Annotated in this window: 12 protein-coding genes; 4 read left to right on the top strand and 8 right to left on the bottom strand. The window is 73.9% G+C overall.

What is annotated here, in order from left to right:
- Positions 1-349 precede the first annotated feature (349 nt).
- Together gntD and ACIGW4_RS01425 are read right to left on the bottom strand one after the other, a co-directional pair.
- On the bottom strand, positions 350-1,378 hold the full coding sequence (gntD, locus tag ACIGW4_RS01430; RefSeq protein ID WP_123455813.1) for a guanitoxin biosynthesis L-enduracididine beta-hydroxylase GntD: 1,029 nt from the start codon (positions 1,376-1,378) through the stop codon (positions 350-352).
- Between the two features lie 22 nt (positions 1,379-1,400).
- On the bottom strand, positions 1,401-2,651 hold the full coding sequence (locus tag ACIGW4_RS01425; protein ID WP_398712181.1) for an MFS transporter: 1,251 nt from the start codon (positions 2,649-2,651) through the stop codon (positions 1,401-1,403).
- A gap of 255 nt (positions 2,652-2,906) precedes the next feature.
- Between ACIGW4_RS01425 and ACIGW4_RS01420 the strand changes: the two genes are divergently transcribed.
- Entirely contained in the window at positions 2,907-4,496 is a 1,590-nt protein-coding gene (locus tag ACIGW4_RS01420; RefSeq protein WP_398712180.1) for a glycosyltransferase family 39 protein, read from the top strand.
- A gap of 33 nt (positions 4,497-4,529) precedes the next feature.
- On the opposite strand, the gene ACIGW4_RS01415 is transcribed toward ACIGW4_RS01420, so the two are convergent.
- The 6 genes from ACIGW4_RS01415 to ACIGW4_RS01390 all read right to left on the bottom strand — a co-directional run bounded on the left by ACIGW4_RS01415 (position 4,530) and on the right by ACIGW4_RS01390 (position 12,316).
- Positions 4,530-5,300 carry an FHA domain-containing protein gene (locus ACIGW4_RS01415; protein ID WP_399577677.1) on the bottom strand — a complete coding sequence of 257 codons (771 nt, stop codon included), beginning with the start codon at positions 5,298-5,300 and terminating at the stop codon, positions 4,530-4,532.
- Positions 5,288-5,962 (bottom strand): 4Fe-4S single cluster domain-containing protein, encoded by a 675-nt coding sequence (locus ACIGW4_RS01410; RefSeq protein WP_398712176.1) that lies wholly within the window; start codon positions 5,960-5,962, stop codon positions 5,288-5,290. Before ACIGW4_RS01410 ends, ACIGW4_RS01415 begins: the two co-directional genes overlap by 13 nt.
- Positions 5,959-7,854: an AAA family ATPase gene (locus ACIGW4_RS01405; protein ID WP_399577674.1), complete on the bottom strand. Its 1,896-nt coding sequence runs from the start codon at positions 7,852-7,854 to the stop codon at positions 5,959-5,961. Before ACIGW4_RS01405 ends, ACIGW4_RS01410 begins: the two co-directional genes overlap by 4 nt.
- Positions 7,855-7,912: 58 nt before the next feature.
- The gene (locus ACIGW4_RS01400; RefSeq protein WP_399577672.1) at positions 7,913-9,223 is read right to left on the bottom strand and encodes a hypothetical protein; all 1,311 of its coding nucleotides are present in this window, start codon (positions 9,221-9,223) and stop codon (positions 7,913-7,915) included.
- Positions 9,220-11,490, bottom strand: a complete 2,271-nt coding sequence (locus ACIGW4_RS01395) for a serine/threonine-protein kinase (RefSeq protein ID WP_359588476.1) — start codon at positions 11,488-11,490, stop codon at positions 9,220-9,222. The genes ACIGW4_RS01400 and ACIGW4_RS01395 overlap by 4 nt, the downstream gene beginning before the upstream one ends.
- A 136-nt stretch (positions 11,491-11,626) precedes the next feature.
- Positions 11,627-12,316: a TetR/AcrR family transcriptional regulator gene (locus tag ACIGW4_RS01390; protein WP_399577669.1), complete on the bottom strand. Its 690-nt coding sequence runs from the start codon at positions 12,314-12,316 to the stop codon at positions 11,627-11,629.
- A 177-nt stretch (positions 12,317-12,493) separates the two neighbouring features.
- Here ACIGW4_RS01390 and ACIGW4_RS01385 point away from each other — a divergent pair, with 177 nt between their 5' ends.
- From ACIGW4_RS01385 to ACIGW4_RS01375, 3 genes are all read left to right on the top strand, one after another.
- Complete coding sequence (locus tag ACIGW4_RS01385; protein ID WP_399577667.1) at positions 12,494-13,111, top strand: isochorismatase family protein; 618 nt, start codon at positions 12,494-12,496, stop codon at positions 13,109-13,111.
- Positions 13,112-13,435: 324 nt separating this feature from the next.
- Positions 13,436-15,988: a YfhO family protein gene (locus tag ACIGW4_RS01380; protein WP_399577665.1), complete on the top strand. Its 2,553-nt coding sequence runs from the start codon at positions 13,436-13,438 to the stop codon at positions 15,986-15,988.
- A gap of 129 nt (positions 15,989-16,117) precedes the next feature.
- A complete protein-coding gene (locus tag ACIGW4_RS01375) occupies positions 16,118-17,083 on the top strand; it encodes a glycosyltransferase family 2 protein (RefSeq protein ID WP_399577663.1) in 966 nt (321 codons plus the stop codon).

The raw sequence follows: 17,083 nt of genomic DNA, 5'->3' as shown, positions 1-17,083 counted from the left end.
TGCGTAGGTCGCCGACGATGGCAATGATATTGATCCGTCAATGATTTGGTAGAGGGGCGACTCCTCGTGATTTAGTGCCCCGGCCACGTAATTGTGAGCCGCGTGACCGCTTCATCTCCCGCCGTCACCCGCACCCGGCATGTTCCACCCCTCTGACCGGGCCCGACCGTCCCGCGCCGCCGTTGATCATTCCGTCGAACTCCGTACGGGCCTTCCGTGCTTTTCCCGGTGTCTCGAAAGCGATGGGTGGGATTCAGTCGCAGTCGGCTGAAAATTCATTGTCGGAGACCCGGACCGGTCGGCGGTCACAAGCCGTGTGCCGGCGGACGCCCTGCCATTAGATAAATCGTCAGTAGATGACCCGCGACTCCGCCGTCAGCCGCGCGTGCCGGGACTTGCGCAGATCACGGGTGACATTCAGCCGCCGCAGCCAGCGGTCGGTGCCGTCGAACCGCGCCCGGAAGGGCTTGCGACCGTGCACCACGCGGTAGTTGTCGATGAAGGCGATGTCGCCGGGAGCCAGCGCCACCCCGCTCATCGCGGAGTCCAGGGCCGCCCCGATCTCGTCCAGCACCCGCTGCTCCCCCTCACCCTGCACCCCCTGCATGTAGTAGGGATCCAGCCGGATGTACGGATCCTTGGGGGAGCCGAAGAGGACCGCCACCGGCTCGGGGGACCGCAGGGCGCTCTCCACCCGCTCGGCGCTGCGCCTCATGAGCTCGGCCACCTCGGGGTCCTCGTGGTCGCCCGCCACCTGGTTCTGCGGGCGGTGCGAGTCGTCCGGAAGGATCCTGAAGCGCTCCTCCGCCAGGGCCGCGCGCGTCGCCTCGTCGAGCCGCGCGTCGGCGATGTCGGCGAAGGTCGTCTCCACCCCGTCGGGATTGCGCAGGCACATGAGCCCCAGGTAGTCGGTGCGCAGGGGGTGGAAGGCGTCCTCGGTGTGCCAGGCGAGCGTCTCCGCGCTTCCCCAGCCGATCTGACCGTGCTCGTGGGCGCGTATCGGGAAGATGTCGTGCATGACCCGCCCGTCCTGCTGGGTGGCCCAGCCGATCGGCTCGCCCAGCAGGCAGGCGACGAGCAGGAACGGGATGTCGAGGCGCAGCGTCGCGTCGGGCGCGGCCTTCTCGCGCCAGTCCGGCGGCGTGGGGCCGAGCGACGCGTCGTCGACCGGCAGCCCCGACACGACCAGCACCCCCGACGGCTCGGTCAGCCTGAAGTCGACCAGCGCCGTCCGCAGCCCGCGGGGCAGCTCGTGCGCGTAGACCTGGGCGGCCCGGTGCAGGGCGGGATCCTCGATGGACGAGAAGCGCCCCGCGACCTCCTCGGTGATCTTCTCGATCGCGACGACGTCCTCGTCGCTCAGCTGGAGCTGCAGCATCTTCTTCCTCCGTTGTCGGTGGTCAGGAGCGGGCCGGCTGGGGTGCGCCGGACGGCCGGGGCAGCGCGAGGCCGCGCAGTGCCGGGCTCAGGGTGGCGCCGACGGCGACGACCGCCAGCAGCCCGGCCGCGCCGAGCATGCTCGCGGCCCCGTTCCCGGTGCCGGTCGCCAGGACGCCGGCCGTGACGGGGCCGGCCGTGGCAGCCAGTTCGGAACCGAGGGCGACCAGGCCGGACAGCCGTCCCCGCAGGCCGTCGGGCACGGACGCCAACTGACAGGTGATCACGGTCGTGTTCGCGACGGGCATGGCCGTCGCGGCCACGCCCAGCAGGACGCCGAGCGGCACGCCGCGCGAGGCGTACGCCATGGCGACGGCGACGGCGGCGAAGACCCAGGTCGAGCCGATGACCAGCGCCCCCGGCGGCAGCGCCGCCGCGTGCAGGCGGTCGGCGATCAGGGCGCCGACCAGACCGCCCGCGCCGAAGCACGTCATCATCAGGCCCATCTGCCCGGGCGCGACGTGCTCCTCGCCCGACACGACGAGCACGAGCACGACCAGGGTGTGGAACGCGAGGTTGACCCCGACGATCCATGCCATCGTCGCGCGTACGGTCCGCATGCGCAGCAGCGGCCCGAACCCGCCGAGCCGTGGCGCGGCGACGCTCACGGTCCCTCCGTCGGCCGGGACCCCGGCGGCCCGGCGCGGCAGGTGCAGGGCCGCCAGCGCCACGAACGACGCCGCCAGGACGGACGTGTTCAGCGCGAACGGCAGGACCTCGTGCAGCCCGAACGTGAAGCCGGCCAGCGCCGGACCGATCAGCAGCGCGGCGAACGGCCGGGCCGCGTTGCGCGCCAGCGCCCGCGGCAGCACGTCCTCCGGCACGACCTGGGGGAGGGCCGCGTTCTCGGCCGGTACGAAGACGCCGGCGGCCGCGCCCTCGACGACGGCCACGAGCAGGACCTGCCACAGCGGGCAGTCGCCCAGCAGGACGGTGACGGCGACGCTGAGCATCGCCACCGTACGGACGCCCTGGGTCGCCGCCATCACCCGCTTGCGGTCCACGCGGTCGGCCAGCACCCCGGCGGGCAGGCTGACCAGGGTGCGGGCCCCGGCGAGCACCGCGGCGACCCCGGCGACCGCGGCCGCCGAGCCCCCGTGGGCCAGCACGAGCAGCGGGAACGCGATGTACGCGACCTCGCCGGCCAGTTCCGACAGGAACATGCCGGACCAGAGAACGCGGTAGTTCCGGTTGCGCGGCAGGGGTGGGGTCATGCCGTGCCTTCCCTGTGTGACGGCAGCCGACGTCACCGAGTGTTCCGGCGGCGGGTCGGACCTCGCCATCAAGTTGCCCCCTGGACGAAACTCCCAGGCCAACCGCGCCCCGCCGCCGGACGCGGGCCACGGCCTGCGCAATGTCGGCACGGTTCAAGTTCGTTGAGGGCGCCGGTGGGCGCGCCGATATTGGAGGGCTGAGTCGTGTCCGGCATTCCGACACGGCCGGCGAGCCCTGACGGAACGGAGTCCCCGATGACTTTCGTGAAAGCGACCGCGCCCTCGGACCAGGAGGCGTCCACGCCGCCGCCGGAGGGGGCGGGGCTCGCTCCCGTGCCGTGGCGGCCGGTGTCCCTGACCGCCGCAGCGATGACGGTGTGCCTGCTGGTGCTGGCCACCCGGCACGGCTACCACGTGGACGAGCTCTACACCCGGGCGGCGAGCCGCCACCTCGCGTGGGGCTACGTCGACCAGCCGCCGCTCGTCGCGCTCGTCGCCAAGGCCGAGATGGCGGTCTTCGGGGACGACCTCTTCGGCTTCCGCGTGGTGCCGGCGCTGCTCGCCTCCCTCGCCGTGCTGCTCGCCCCGCTGATCGCCCGCGAGCTGGGCGGCGGCTCCCGGGCGCAGACGCTCGCGGGGTTCATGGCGTTCGCCTCGGGCCTGGTCATGTACACCGGCCACATCATGGGCACCAACAACTGGGACGAGCTGTCCTGGATCACGGTGACCTGGCTGCTGATCCGGATGGTGCGCACCCGCGACACCCGGCTGTGGTGGGCGATCGGCGTCGTGGTCGGCGTCGGCCTGACCGCGAAGTACCTGCTGGTCCTCCTGATGCTCTGCCTGGGCGCCGGTCTGCTGGTGTTCGGACCGCGGTGGGTGTTCCGGACCCGGCGCTTCCCGGCCGCCGTCGGCGTGGCCGTGGTGATCGCCTCGCCGGTGCTGATCTGGCAGGTCACGCACGGCATGCCGCAGCTGGAGATGAGCGCCGCGCTGTCCAAGGCGCTGGACTCCCTGTCCCGCAGCACCTTCGTCCCGATGCAGCTCCTCCTCATCGGCTTCTTCCTCAACCCGGTGTGGATCGCCGGTCTCGTCGCGCTGCTGCGCCGCCCCGAGTGGCGCGCCTACCGGTTCGTCGGCTGGTCGTACCCGCTGATGGTGGTCGTGCTGCTGGTCGTCGGCGGCCAGGGCGCCTACACCACCGCGCTGCAGTACGTGCTCCTCGCCGCGGGGGCCGTGGTCGTCGACCGGTGGGCCCGCGACGCCAAGCGGCTCGGGGTGGTCGGCGGACTGACCGTGCTCAACGCCGTGAGCAGCGCGATCCTGCTGCTGCCGACGCTCCCGATCAACGTGTACGCGAGCAATCCCGTCCTCAGCGGCATGGCCATCGTCCAGTTCGACCAGGTCGGCTGGCCGGAGATGACCCGGCAGGTGGGCGCCGTCTACCGCTCGCTGCCGGCGGGAGAGCAGGCGCACACCGTCATCTACGGCAACCACTACGGCCAGGCGGGCGCGATCGACAAGTGGGGTCCGGAGTACGGGCTGCCGAAGGCGTACAGCGGCCACAACTCGTACGCCGACTTCGGCGTGCCCGGCGAGGACAAGACGACCGTCATCGCCATCGGCGTCGACCCGAAGCGGTTCGGGGCGCTCTTCGCCTCGTGCGAACCGCGCGGCGCGTACGAGAACGACCTCCCGGTCTCCGACGACGGCCAGAGGTTCCTGGTGTGCCGCGGCCCGCTGAAGCCCTGGCCGCGACTGTGGGAGCAGCTGCGCTGGATCGGCTTCCAGTGCCCGTACACCGCCGAGGCGATCACGGCCGAGAGCGCCAAGGGCTGCGACTGAACCGGGGCGGACGAGGGGCGACGGTCCCGGCCGTCACCCCTCGTCCGGCCCGTCGAGGGCGATCACGAGCGTGCAGTCCGCGGCCAGCCTCAGCACGTCACCGTCCCGGAGGGGCGTCCGCGCCCCGGCGCCGACCGGACTGCCGTTCACGAAGGTGCCGTTGGTGGAGTGCTCGTCCCGCACCCAGGCGGTGCCGTCCGGTTCCAGGCCGACGGTCGCGTGCCGACGGGAGACGTTGTCGTGGCGGGCCAGCAGGCCGCGCGTCGCGCCGGCGGCCGGAGCCCGGCCGAGGAGCAGGGTGCCGCCCGGCACCACGGTGCGCTCCACCACGCCGAACCGGATCCGCAGGACGGTGGTGGGCCGATCACGGCGGGTCGCCCGCGCGTCCACGGCGGCGGTACGGGACGGCCGGGCGTCCACGGCGGCGGTACGGGTCGGCCGCGCCTCCGCCGGGGCGGTACGGGTCGGCCGCGCCTCCGCCGGGGCGGTACGGGTCGGCCGCGCCTCCGCCGGGGCGGTACGGGTCGGCCGCGCCTCCCCCAGCAACCGCTGGCAGGCCACGCACACCTGATTGGTCGGCACGGGAACCGGAGCCCCGCAGTGCGGGCAGACCAGGGGCCCCTCCTCCTGGTCATCCTGGTCCTCCTCGGCCGGACCGCCCTCGTCCGCCGCCCCCGGAGCCCCGGCCCCGGGCAGCGGATGACGGGCGGCGACGGGACGGCTGAGGTTCCCGGAACAGCCCCGGCAGACGAGGTCGTCGTCCTCCGCCTCCAGTCCACAGATCGAGCAGGTCAGCTGCGCCACGACACTTCTTCCATGGTGATGCCGGCCGATCGGAGCCGGGTGCTCAGGCGGTCCATGTCACCCCGGCGGGGAACGCCGATGAACCAGATGCGGCCGTCGGCCACCGCGACCTGCATGGGCGGCGGTCCGGCCGGGCCGGTCCCCTCGTACCGCTCGCGCCCGAGAGCGGTCAGCGCGGTCAGCCGCTGGTTGCTCGAACCCCTCCACGACAGGCCGGGGGTGTTGAGGCGCTCGACGTACGGACCGGTGAGCACCGCGTCGCACCGGTCGAGCAGCGCGGGGTGCTCCTTCCGCAGCCGGGCGAGGGAGTACCCGCTGTAGACGAGCACGTCCAGGGGCGCGGGCCGCTCGCGGCGCCAGGCGTCCACCCGGTCCAGGAGCGCGGCGAGCGCTTCCGGCTGCTGGAACGGCTCTCCCCCCGAGACCGTGATCCCGTCGAGCGGCTCGGGCAGTCCGGCGAGCCAGGCCCCGACCGCCTCGACGTCCACGAGCGTGCCGGGATCGGCCGCCCAGGTGTCCTGCGAGACGCACCCGGCGCAGCCGATCGTGCAGCCCTGCGTCCAGATGCCCGCCCGGGTCCCGGGGCCCAGCGAGGTCACCGGATAGTGCGCCTTGTTCAGCATCAGCCGCACGGGGCGGGGGGAGGCGGGGGAGGCCGTCATGCCAGCTCCACGGAGACGATGTCGCCCTCGCGCCGCAGACCGGTCACCCGGACGTGCGCGTCCGCCGCCGGGTCGCGGTCGAACAGGGCCCGGGCGAGGGGGTTGACGAACTGCGACTCCAGGGCCGTGCCGATGCCCCGGCCGCCCGTGTGCGGGTTGCCGGTGCAGCGCTCCCGCAGGGCCTCCCGGGCCTCGGGGGCCACCTCCAGGGCGATGCCCTGCTCCTCGTGGACCCGGGACACGATGTTGTCGAGCTGGAGGTCGAAGATGCGGGCGGCCGCCTCGGGGCCGATGAAGTCGAAGACCACGATGTTGTCCCCGAAGCGGTTGAGCAGCTCCGGTCGGCCGAGGACCCGGGTGAAGTGGTCGCTGATCGCCGCCTTCACGCGCTCCTCGATCTCCCCGTACGGCATCCCGGGGTGGACGTGGGGCACGAGCCGTCCGCCGTCGTCCTCCACGCTCATGCCGAGGTTGGAGGTGAACACGAGGACGGACTCGGAGAAGTGCACCGTCGAGCCGCGCCCGTCCGTCAGCCGGCCGTCCTCCAGGATCTGCAGGAACTTGTCCAGGATCCGGGGGTGCGCCTTCTCGATCTCGTCGAAGAGGATCACCCTGAACGGCTGTCGGCGCACCGCGTCGGTCAGTTCGCCGCCCGCCTCGTGGCCGACGTATCCCGGCGGCGCCCCGATCAGCCGGTCCCCGGCGTGCTCCGCGGAGAACTCGCTCATGTCGAAGCGCAGGTAGGCGGACTCGTCCGCGAAGACCAACGACGAGACGGCCTTGGCCAGTTCCGTCTTGCCCACGCCCGTGGGGCCGGCGAAGAACAGCACGCCGCGCGGCCGGTCCGAGGACCTGGACTGCTGCGCGCCGGACAGTCCGAGGGCCGCCCGCTTCAGGATGTCGAGGGTCTTGGTGACGGCCTGCGGCTGTCCGACGACGCGCCGGGGGATCGAATGCTGGCCGTCCGTGATCCGCTTGCGGAGGTACTCCCGCTTCCAGGGGTTGTCCATGACGCCGAGCTTGTAGAGGCGGATCGCGTCCGGGAGTTCCGTCATCGTCAGGCCGCGGTCCCGGGCCAGCCGGGTGACCTCGATCATCGCCTGCAGGGTGAGCCCGTCCGTCCGGGCCGCGAACGCCTCGCACGCCTCGGCCGCCCGCGCGTCCGAGTCGAGGTCCGTGACGCCGAAGAGCTTCATCAGCAGGCGCGCGGTGGTCTGACGGTCGCCCAGGTCCGGGACCGGCAGCCCGATGGACCGGATCTGGTCGTTGCCCGAGGTGAGCCAGGCCGGCAGGTCGCCCTCCCGGTCCGCCAGCCAGATCACCGGGTTGTACAGCGGGGTCGTCCGGCCCTCCGGCGCGCCGACCGGGACGGCGATCCGGGAGAGCCTGGCGCAGAACCGGAAGAAGTCCCGCTCGTTCGGCTCCATCTCCGTCGGGCCGCGCGCGATGCGGGAGGCGTCGTCGATCGCCAGCGCGGCCCGGATCCGCAGCGCGGGACGGGCCAGTTCGGCCATCAGCGTGCGCAGCGCCTCCAGCGAGGGGAGGGCCCCCGGCCGCGGGAGGCGGGGAAGCAGCCGGGCCGCGGCCGCCTCGGCCCGCTCGGTCTCCTCGGCCGTGGCGGTGGCCGGCAGGTGCACCCGGAGGCCGTCCACGGGGTCGTGCACGAGCAGGCACGCGTAGCCGCTGGCCCGGAGGGTCTCCCAGAGCAGGTCCGGCAGGGACAGCAGGCGCGGGCGCGCGCCGCCCGGCTCCCGGACGAGGAAGCTGTCATGGCGGTTCCCCCACAGCACGAACTGCGCGTGGACGGGCAGGGTCGCCTCGAACTCCCTGATGAACGGCGGCCCTCCGCCCGGCGGGACGCTCCCGGGCGCGCGCGTGTCCTCGACGGACAAAGACCCCTCCTCCTGTCACCGGCTCATGGTCCACGGCCCTGTCGTCGTCACGGGCGGGTCACCGCTCGCGCTCCCGGTGCCCGCGCCGGGCCCGCGGGACCGGCGCGGCCGGGGCGGCCACCAGGGGCACGGGAACCCGCCCGGGCGGGACCGCGACCTGGACGTCCGTCCTCAGCCCCGCCTCCGCCAGGCGGTCGCGCAGTTCCTGGAAGTCCCGGCACCACTGCTCCTCGCGTTCGACGTCGAGGTGCGCGGCGTCGTCGCCGTGTCCGGCGGCGGTGCGCACCACGGCGGTGCGCAGCTGACCGCCCTGCCGGTCGACGGCCAGGTTGACCGCGTGCTCGGGCCATTCGCTCCGTGACAGGCGCAGGGCGCCGTCGGCGACGGTGAGCGTCTCGAACCCCTCGCCGACGTGGTAGCCGAGGTCGGCGAGGGCGTCGGTCACCGTGTTGACCACGTACCGCTGCTCGGCCTCCGCCTCGGCCGCGGCCCGGCAGTCGGCGGCGCGCCGGCGCAGCGACTCGTCGAGCGCCCGGTGGCCGGAGACGACCTCCGTGAGCAGGGCCCGCACGGAGTCCGCCTCCGTCTCCCCGGTGCCCTCCGGTTCCTCCAGGTCGTGGAGGAGTTCGATCGCCTCGCGGGCCTCGCGCCGCGCGGCCTCCGCCGCCTCGTTGGCACGCTGGACGCGGAGCCTCGTCTCGGTCAGCCAGGTGCGTGCCTCGTCGGGGGTCGCCGCCGCGGCCACCCGCGCCGCGGCCGCCCGGGCGGCCGTACGACGGTCCTCGTCGCAGTCGGGGAGGAGGCGAGAGAGGACCCGAGCCAGGGCCTGTCCGACGTCCTCGCGCGCGGCCTCGTCCCCGTCCCGGGGGCCGTCGGCACCGGAGGGCACGGCGGGGGAGCCCTCCGGGCGGTCCGCGAACAGCTCGGCGGCCTCGGCCGGGCGGCGTCCGGCGGTGTGCCCGCTCATGCCGGCGAACAGTTCCGTCGCGAGGGCGCGGGCGGTCTGTTCCCGCAGTTCCCGCTCCGCGCCGGCCAGCGCGCCGTCGGCCTCGGCGCACCAGGACTCCAGCTCGGACGTGGACTGCGTGCCGAGGACGAGCGGCTCGGGAACCCGTACGGAGACGGCCGCGCCGTACTGCTTCCCGCGGTCGTCCCGTGCCCGGGAGAGCGCCGTGATCCGCGCGTTGAGCGCCTTCACCCCGCGCACGGCCGCGTCCCGGGCGGCCGCCGCCCGGAGGGCCGCCTCGCGGGCGGCCTCCTGACGGCGCCGCGTGGCCTCGCGCACCGCGGCGTCGCGCGCGGCCGCGCGCAACTCGGCGGCGGTGAAGGACTGGTCGAGCTGGTACGTCGTACATTTGGGCCCGCTCATCGCTCCCCCAGAACCTGTGTCCGCTGTGACTGGTGTGCCGTGCGCCAATCCCGGTACCGGGCGAACGTCCAGACCCCGTACCCCGCCCCGATCAGGAAGGGGACCGGTGACCACGCCCGCAGGGTGACGATCCCCCAGATCGCGGTGCCGAGCGCCAGATAGAGGAGGCAGCCCCCGCCGCAGGCGATCGTGCTCTTCCGCAGCGGCTGCAACTGCGTCGCCAGCGCTCCCTGCCGGCCGGGCAGCCGACGGCGGAGGCCGGCGAGGCGGGACCGGAGGGACCACCCCGGGTGGTAGTCCCCGCCGAGCCCCGCTGCCAGCGCCAGTTCGCAGGCGAGCGGAATCCCGCAGGTCACCGTCGCGGCGGGGACGAACCGCCCGAGGAACTCCGCCTCGCCGACCAGGGTTCCCAGAACCAGCGGGAGACCGACCGGCAGGGCGAACAGCAGGGCCGCTCCGCCGAGGGCGCGCAGCACGGCCTCTCCGGTGCCGGACCGCCGGTGCTCCTCGGAGTCCCGCCACTCGTGCCGGTGGGCCGTCTCCGCGGCCGCGTGCGCGCGGCGCAGCTCGTCCAGCCTGCGGGCCTCGGCGACGGCGGCCGGCAGGGCGAGGGTGGCCGCCAGATGACGGACGGGGTCCCCGCCGTCGGCCAGCAGCGCGTCGAACCAGCCGGTCCTGCCCCGGACGGGCTCCGCGGCGGACTCGATCCGACGGCGCAGCGCCCGTGCCCAGTCCGGGGCCACCGCGACGGCCAGCGCCTCCACCCGGATCTCGGAGTCCGCGAGTTCCCTCCGGACCCTGGTCGGCAGCGCGGTGGACCTCCGCAGTTCGTCCCAGCGGGCGTTCAGGTCGCGCCACCGCCGGTCGACGTCGGCGAGCTGTCCGGCGCCCTCGCCGAACGTCGCGAGGGCGGTGACCAGGTCGCCCGTGTACAGCTCGTCGACGAGCTCCCGGGCGGCCCGGCGCTCCTCGTCGTCGTGGGGGGAGGAGGCCTGTTCGGCGAGGGCGAGCAGGTCCTCGGGGAGCATGCGCTTTCCGCGGTAGACGGGCGGCATCGTCGGATCGAGCCAGCGCAGCAGCCGCAGCAGCTTCGCGTCCGGGGCCTCGGGCCCGGGGAGGTGGACGTCGACCAGGTCCACCAGGTCTTCGAGGTCGTCGTACTCGGGGTCCTCGAACTGTGCCAGCCAGGCGCGTAGTTGACGCCAGCCCTGGCTGGGGTCGTCCCGGTCGCCCATGGCGACGAAGAACCGGCGCGCGGCGGTCTCCCAGTCCGCCGCCAGGGCCCGGGCCAGCGCCGCCTTCTCGGTGTACTTCACGCCCTTGAACTGCAGGGGCCTGCGCCCGCCGGGGCCCGCCGGCCGAACGGCGGGAGGGGGCGGCTCCTCCGGCACCCCGGGGGAGCCGCCCCCGAGCCATCCGCGGACCTCGGCGGCTCCCCACCGGCGCCCCGGGTCCCGCACCAGCAGCCCGCGGCACAGCAGTCGCACCCGCTCGTCCGGCACGTCCGACACGTCGACCGGCCGCGTCGCCAGGTGGTGCCGGACCGCCTGCTCGGACAGGCCCTCGAACGGGGCGCGTCCGGTGGCCAGTTGGCGGGCGATCATCCCGACGGCCCACCAGTCCTGGGAACCGGAGACCTCCGCGCCGAACACGTACTCCGGGGCCGCGTACGCCAGCGTCCCGAACACGCGCTGGGTGAACCGGGAGGTCGCGTCGAGCGACTTGCTCACGCCGAAGTCGGCCAACGCCAGCTCCAGCGGCTCCCCGCGGCGGAGGAGCACGTTCGACGGCTTCAGATCGCCGTGCACGATCCCCGCGCCGTGCAGATGGGCCACCGCCGCCGTCAACTGGGAGACGACCTCGGACAGGACGTCCGGCGGCACCGGGGTCCCGGCCCCGGCCAGGTCCTCCAGCGATCCTCCGGAGAGGTACTCCGAGACCTCGAAGTCGCGCCCGTCCGAGAAGCCCGTCTCGATCACGCGCGCCACATGGCTGCTCTCCAGCCCCCGTAAGCGCTCCCAGACCTCCGGCGCGACCCGGACCCCGTGGCGGTACACCTTGGCGACGAACGCGTTCCCGGTGGCGTCGCGGACGAGCAGCACGTCCGCCTCGCGGCCCTGGTGCGGCAACTCCCGGACCACCGTGAACCGTTCGGCCAGCGCCGAGGGTAATCGCAGCAGGGGCCCGGGCTCCCCGCCGCCGTCGCGGCGCGTCACGGCGGCGTCGGGCGCTCCCGCGCCGGAACCGGCGTCGTCACGACGCGTCACATCGGCTGCCGAAGCCCGCTCTTCCACACCTCACCCCCCGCGCCGGGATTCTATCCGGCCGGGTCTTGCGTCCAGGTGGCCAAAGAGAGAAATGGTCTTCCGCGTCTCCGGGCACGGACGGGGGTACGGCCGGGGGTCACGGCTCCGGGGTCGTGTCCGGTGCCCGCCGTGCGCGCGTCAGCCGTTCGAGGTCCGCCGCGCTCACCGGCGCCGTCCCCGTCAGGGTGCCGACCAGCGCCTGGGCGAGGACGGTCGCGGAGCCGAGCCGGGCGTCCTCGCGCTCGTCGCCGGTGACCTTCCCGATGACGGCGTCACGGACCGCGTACGAGATGGCGGGGTCCCCGAACAGCTCGGGGAAGGACAGCGCCATCATGCACACGCCCACGTTGGCGGAGAGGATCGACTGGCCGGCCAGCTCGGGGCTCATGCGCAGCCGCCCGGCGTCACGGCAGCGCTCCACGGCCTTCAGGAGGATCGCCTGCGCCTCCTTGATCGCCTGCGGCTTGGCGTCGCCCGTCGGCGTGAACATCAGGCGGTAGAGGTACGGGTTGCGCAGCGCGAACGCGACGTGGCTGTCCCAGGCCGTGCTCAGGTCCGCCACCGGGTCCTCGGTGAGCGGGTTGCGCCGCTTCTCGGCGAGGAAGCGCTCGAAGCCGATGTCGGCCACCGCCGTCAGCAGGCCCTGCTTGTCGCCGAACTGGCGGTAGATCTCGGGCATGCCCACCTTCGCCCGGTCGCAGATGGCCCGGGTCGAGATGGCCAGCGCGTCCTTGGTGGCGAGCAGTTCCCCGGTGGCTTCCAGGATGCGCTCTCGTGCCGTCGACATGGCCCCCACGATAACAGCGCTAACACGGCGGACCTGGGCGGATCCCGCGCCGGGAGGGACTGCCGACGGCGCCGCCCTCCTGCTTGTTATCGCCGCTAACGAACTGTGTTAGCGTGTGAAACATGCCCGGGGCGGCGCGCCCGAGCCGTCCCGCCGTTCACGACGAGAGGAACCGCCATGACCGTGTCCACCACCCTGCGCGATGTGATCGGCCTGCCCCAGGAGCTGCCGCGACTGGGCGAGTCGGCGCTGATCATGATCGACTTCCAGAACACCTACCGCACCGGCGTCATGCGGCTCGACGGCGCCGAGGAGGCCGTGGCCGCCGGCGCCCGGCTGCTCGCCGCCGCCCGCGCCGTGGGCGCCCCGGTCGTCCACGTCGTCAACGACGGCGGCGGGGGCACCCCGTACGACATCCGGGCCGAGATCGGCTCCATCAGCGACGAGGTCGCCCCGGTCGAGGGCGAGAAGGTCGTCGTCAAGCAGTTCCCCAACGCCTTCCACGGCACGGACCTGGAGGAGACGCTCAAGGAGCTCGGCGTGGGCGGCGACCTGGTCATCGCCGGCTTCATGACCCACATGTGCGTCCTCTTCACCGCCCAGGGCGCCTTCAACCTCGGATACCGGCCCACCGTCGTCGCCGAGGCCACCGCGACCCGCCCCCTGGAGGCGCCGGACGGCACCGCCCTGCCCGCGGAGGCCCTCCAGGCCGCGGGCCTCACGACGGTCCGGGACCTGTTCGGCACGGTGGCCCGCACGGTCGACGAGCTCGTCGCCCCGGCGCCCGTGGGGTGACACGAGGAGCCGACGGCGCCCGCCGGCATCCGACTGCATCCGGAGTCCACCCGTCGGCTCCCGACGGCATCCGGAGTCCGCCCGTCGGCATCCGTAGGCATCCGGAGTCCGCCCGTCGGCATCCGTAGGCACCCGGAGTTCGCCCGTCGGCATCCGTCGGCACCCGTCGGCATCCGTCGGCATCCGTCGGCACCCGGAGTTCACCCGGGGTGCGCCTGAAGAGCGCCTGCCGCTCGGTTGCGGGTCGTCCGCCTCGGCGGTAATGGCGGCCGGCCCGTGACGATCCCTCCGGGCCCTCCGTACCGTGCGCCCCCTGGAGGACGTGTGCCCCCCGCCGTCGAGGCCGCCCGCGCCGAGGACGAGACCGTACGCGACGAGGCGGAGCGGCACCGCGGCGACGAGCGGCGGTTCGCGGTCCTGCGGGCCCCGGCCGCCGCCGCCCTGCTCACCGCGGTGCTGTTCTGCCTCGCCACCCGGCTCTCCCGCACGTACCCCTTCGGGCCGGTGACCCGGAACACCGTCGACCTCGGCCAGCAGTACCTGCCGTTCCACGCCTACTGGCGGGCCTTCCTGCTCGGCGAGACCCACGGCGACGTCTTCCTCAACTGGAACTCCGGCTTCGGCTCCAACTTCCTCGGCGACATCGGCACGTACCTGAGCAGCCCCTTCGACCTGCTGGTCGTGCTCTTCCCGGCGGACCGCGTCGAACTCGCCCTGTACGTCGTCACCGCCGCCAAGATCACCGCGGCGGCGGCCGCGATGGCGCTGCTGCTCCCGCGGCTGCGCCCCGGCCCGTGGCCGGTCGCCGCCGTGCTCGGCACCGCCTACGCCCTCTCCGGCTGGACCCTCGACCACGGCTCCACCGTCCCGATGTGGCTCGACGGGCTCGTCGCCCTCCCCCTGTTCTGCCTGGTCGGCGAATGGGCCCGCACCGGCCGCCGGCCCGTCCTCGGCCCCCTCGTCGTGGCCCTGGCCTGGATCGCCAACTTCTACACCGCGTACATGGCGACGCTCGGCGCCGCCGTCGTCCTCGCCGTCCGCCTCCTCACCGCCGAGGAGACCGCCGACGCCCGGCGGCGCCTCGCCGGGGCGCTGCGCGCCGCCCGGAGCGTCCTCATCGGCATCGGGCTCGCCGCGCCGCTCGTCCTGGTCGTCTTCCTCGCCACGAAGGTCGCCGACCCCACCCCCGCGACCGTCTTCGCGCCGGCGCCCTGGACGGACCTCCTCGCCCGGTTCCTGCCCGCCACCGCGAGCGTCGCCAGCCCCGCCCTCTTCATCGGCACGCCCGCCCTCGTGCTCGCGCTGACGCTGCCCTTCAACCGGGCCGTCGCCCCGCGCGTCCGGGCGGGCTGGACGACCGCGATCGTCCTGGTGACGCTCTCCCTCCAGTGGGAGCCCACGCACCTGCTGTGGCACGCGGGCGCCTCGCCCAACGGCATCCCGTACCGTCAGGCCTTCGTGCTGTGCGGCCTGTTGGTCGTCGCCGCCTGGTTCTCCGCCGCCCGGGGCGTGCCCCGGCCGGCCCCGCTCCTCGCGGGCACGGCACTGCTCGGGGCCCTGGCCTGGACGGCCCGGGGAAGCGCCGACATCGACCGGTGGACCTTCCCCGCCTTCGGCACGGCCGCGTTCCTCGCGCTCGCCGCCGCCCCCCTCGCCCTGGCCGCCGACCGCCGCGGCCACGCGCGCGTGCGGCCGGATCGGGCACCACGCGCGCGCGTGCTCCCCGTCCTGGCCGTGGTCCTGCTCGTCGCCGCACAGGCCGGCGAGACGGCCGTCAGCGGGAAGCGGATCGAGGAGCAGCGGCGGGGCGAGGTCTCCTGGTCGCCCCGGGTCGGCCCCTGGCAGGAGACCGCCGCCGCCGAGACGGACCGCGCGGACGCCTGGCCCCGGTACCGCACGGACCCCGGCGAGGTGCCCGGAGGCAACGACGTGCTGCTCGTCGGAGGGCAGGGCGCCGACTACTACAGCAGCCTCACCTCGGACGTGACCTCCCGGACCCTGGCCTCCCTCGGCTTCGGCCACTACGCGAAGGGCCGGCACCCGGTCAGCCTCGACAACCCCGTCGCGGACGCCCTCTTCTCCATCGGCACCCGGCTGCGCTCGCGGCCCACGGAGCCCGTACGGCAGGACGCCCTGCCCCGCGCCACGGTCACCGCCACCACCACCCCCGTCCCGCCCCTGGTCACCGTCCGCCCGGCGGGCCGCCCGGCCACGCACCCCGGGGACTCGGCCTTCGCCCGCCAGGAACGCCTCCTCGGCGCCGACGTGTACGAACTGCCCGCCCCGCGCCGTACCGGACACACCGTCACCGCCCGCTGCCCCGCGGGCTCCCAGGTCTGGTTCTGGGCGCCCGAGTACCGGGGCACGGCGGCCCTGGCGGGGGAGCGGCCCGTGGACTTCGACGGCAAGCCGCCCTCCGTACGCGCCCCCATGCAGGCCCTCGGCACCGCCCCGGACTCCGGCGCGGTACGGATCGACCTGGGGCCCGAGGGCACGGTGCGGCTGCCCCGGGAACCGGTCGGCTGCCTGGTCCGCGCCCGGCTCGACTCCGCCGTGCGGCAGCTCACCGCCGACGGCGCCACGCGCGTGCGTGCCACCGGACACACCGTCACGGCCGAACTCCCGCCGGGCAGCAGGGGCGTCGCGGTCCTCGCCGCGCCGCGCATCTCCGGCTGGCGCTGCGCCGCCGGCGACGCGGACGCCCGCCCCGCGCGCGCGTACGAGGGCCTCGTCGCCGTCCCCCTCGACGGACGGGCGGACACCGTCAGCTGCTCCTTCCGGCCGCCGGGGCTGAAGCTCGGCGGCGCGGTCGGCGCGGCGGCGCTCCTCGCGCTCGCCGCGACGTGGTTCCCGCACCGCCGACGGGCCCGGAGGTGACGGGGTTTCCGCCGGAGACGACAAGAGTTCACCCGGAGTGCACGCGCGGATCGTTCGCCGGGAAAAGTCGATCGTTACTGTGCCCGCCGTAACGGTGTTGAATTGTTTGATTCAGTGTGGGGATCCCGAGTGCCGAAACTGTCCGTCGTCGTCCCGTTCCACAATGTCGGGGCATACGCGCCCGACACCCTGCGCAGTCTCGCGAACAACGCGGATCCGGAATTCGAGTTCCTGCTGATCGACGACTGCTCGACGGACGAGACCCCGGAGATCCTCGACCGCTGGCAGGGCCGCCTGCCGAACGCCACCGTCATCCGGCACGAGACGAACCAGGGCGTCGCCCAGGCCCGCAACACCGGAATCGACGCGGCACGCGGCGACTACCTCACCTTCCTCGACGGCGACGACTGGTACGCGCCCGGCCACCTGAGCGCCGCCGTGGCCGGAATCTCCCGCCTGGGCTGCGACTTCGCCCGCACCGACCACGTCCTGTCGGAAGGCCGGAAGCGACAGATCCGCTATGCCCCCGCCCAACGGCGCGACACCGTGATGGACCCCAGGGACGGAATCTCACCGGCCTCCATGGTGACGATGGTCGACTATCCCTTCGTCCCCTTCGGCATTTACAGCGGACGCCTTTTCGAGAACGGTGAATCCCGCTTCGAGACCTCCCTGAGAACAGCCGAGGACCGGCTCTGGGTCTGGCGGCTCCACCTCAAGGCCCGCACGTTCGCGGCGCTCTCCCTGCACGGCGTCTTCTACCGGCGGGGCGTCACCACCTCGCTCACCCAGATCTCCGACAACCGGCAGCTGGACTTCATCCCCTCGTACGACCTCCTGCTCGACGAGGTCTCCCGGGACGCGGAGGCCGACCGCTTCCTCCCGAAGGCGGTCCGCACCTACTGCGCGATGATCGCCTTCCACATGGGCAAGGCCGACACGTACGAGCCCGCCGTCGCCGCGCGGCTGCGCACCGACGTCCGGAGCGCCCTGCACCGCATGCCGCAGGAGGTCCTCGACGAGACCCTCGCCACCATGGACACCCCGCGCAGCACCCTCCTCCGGAGCCTGCGCGACACCGGAAGGACCGCCTGA

The sequence above is a fragment of the Streptomyces sp. NPDC053513 genome (assembly GCF_044544765.1).
Lineage (GTDB): Bacteria > Actinomycetota > Actinomycetes > Streptomycetales > Streptomycetaceae > Streptomyces > Streptomyces litmocidini.
This window is presented reverse-complemented; position numbering and strand designations above follow the sequence as displayed.

What these genes read in the sequence shown, in the direction of transcription:
- gntD (WP_123455813.1), bottom strand. Translation starts at nt 1,378, where the DNA reads ATGCTGCAGCTCCAGCTGAGCGACGAGGACGTCGTCGCGATCGAGAAG.
- ACIGW4_RS01425 (WP_398712181.1), bottom strand. Translation starts at nt 2,651, where the DNA reads ATGACCCCACCCCTGCCGCGCAACCGGAACTACCGCGTTCTCTGGTCC.
- ACIGW4_RS01420 (WP_398712180.1), top strand. Translation starts at nt 2,907, where the DNA reads ATGACTTTCGTGAAAGCGACCGCGCCCTCGGACCAGGAGGCGTCCACG.
- ACIGW4_RS01410 (WP_398712176.1), bottom strand. Translation starts at nt 5,962, where the DNA reads ATGACGGCCTCCCCCGCCTCCCCCCGCCCCGTGCGGCTGATGCTGAAC.
- ACIGW4_RS01400 (WP_399577672.1), bottom strand. Translation starts at nt 9,223, where the DNA reads ATGAGCGGGCCCAAATGTACGACGTACCAGCTCGACCAGTCCTTCACC.
- ACIGW4_RS01390 (WP_399577669.1), bottom strand. Translation starts at nt 12,316, where the DNA reads ATGTCGACGGCACGAGAGCGCATCCTGGAAGCCACCGGGGAACTGCTC.
- ACIGW4_RS01385 (WP_399577667.1), top strand. Translation starts at nt 12,494, where the DNA reads ATGACCGTGTCCACCACCCTGCGCGATGTGATCGGCCTGCCCCAGGAG.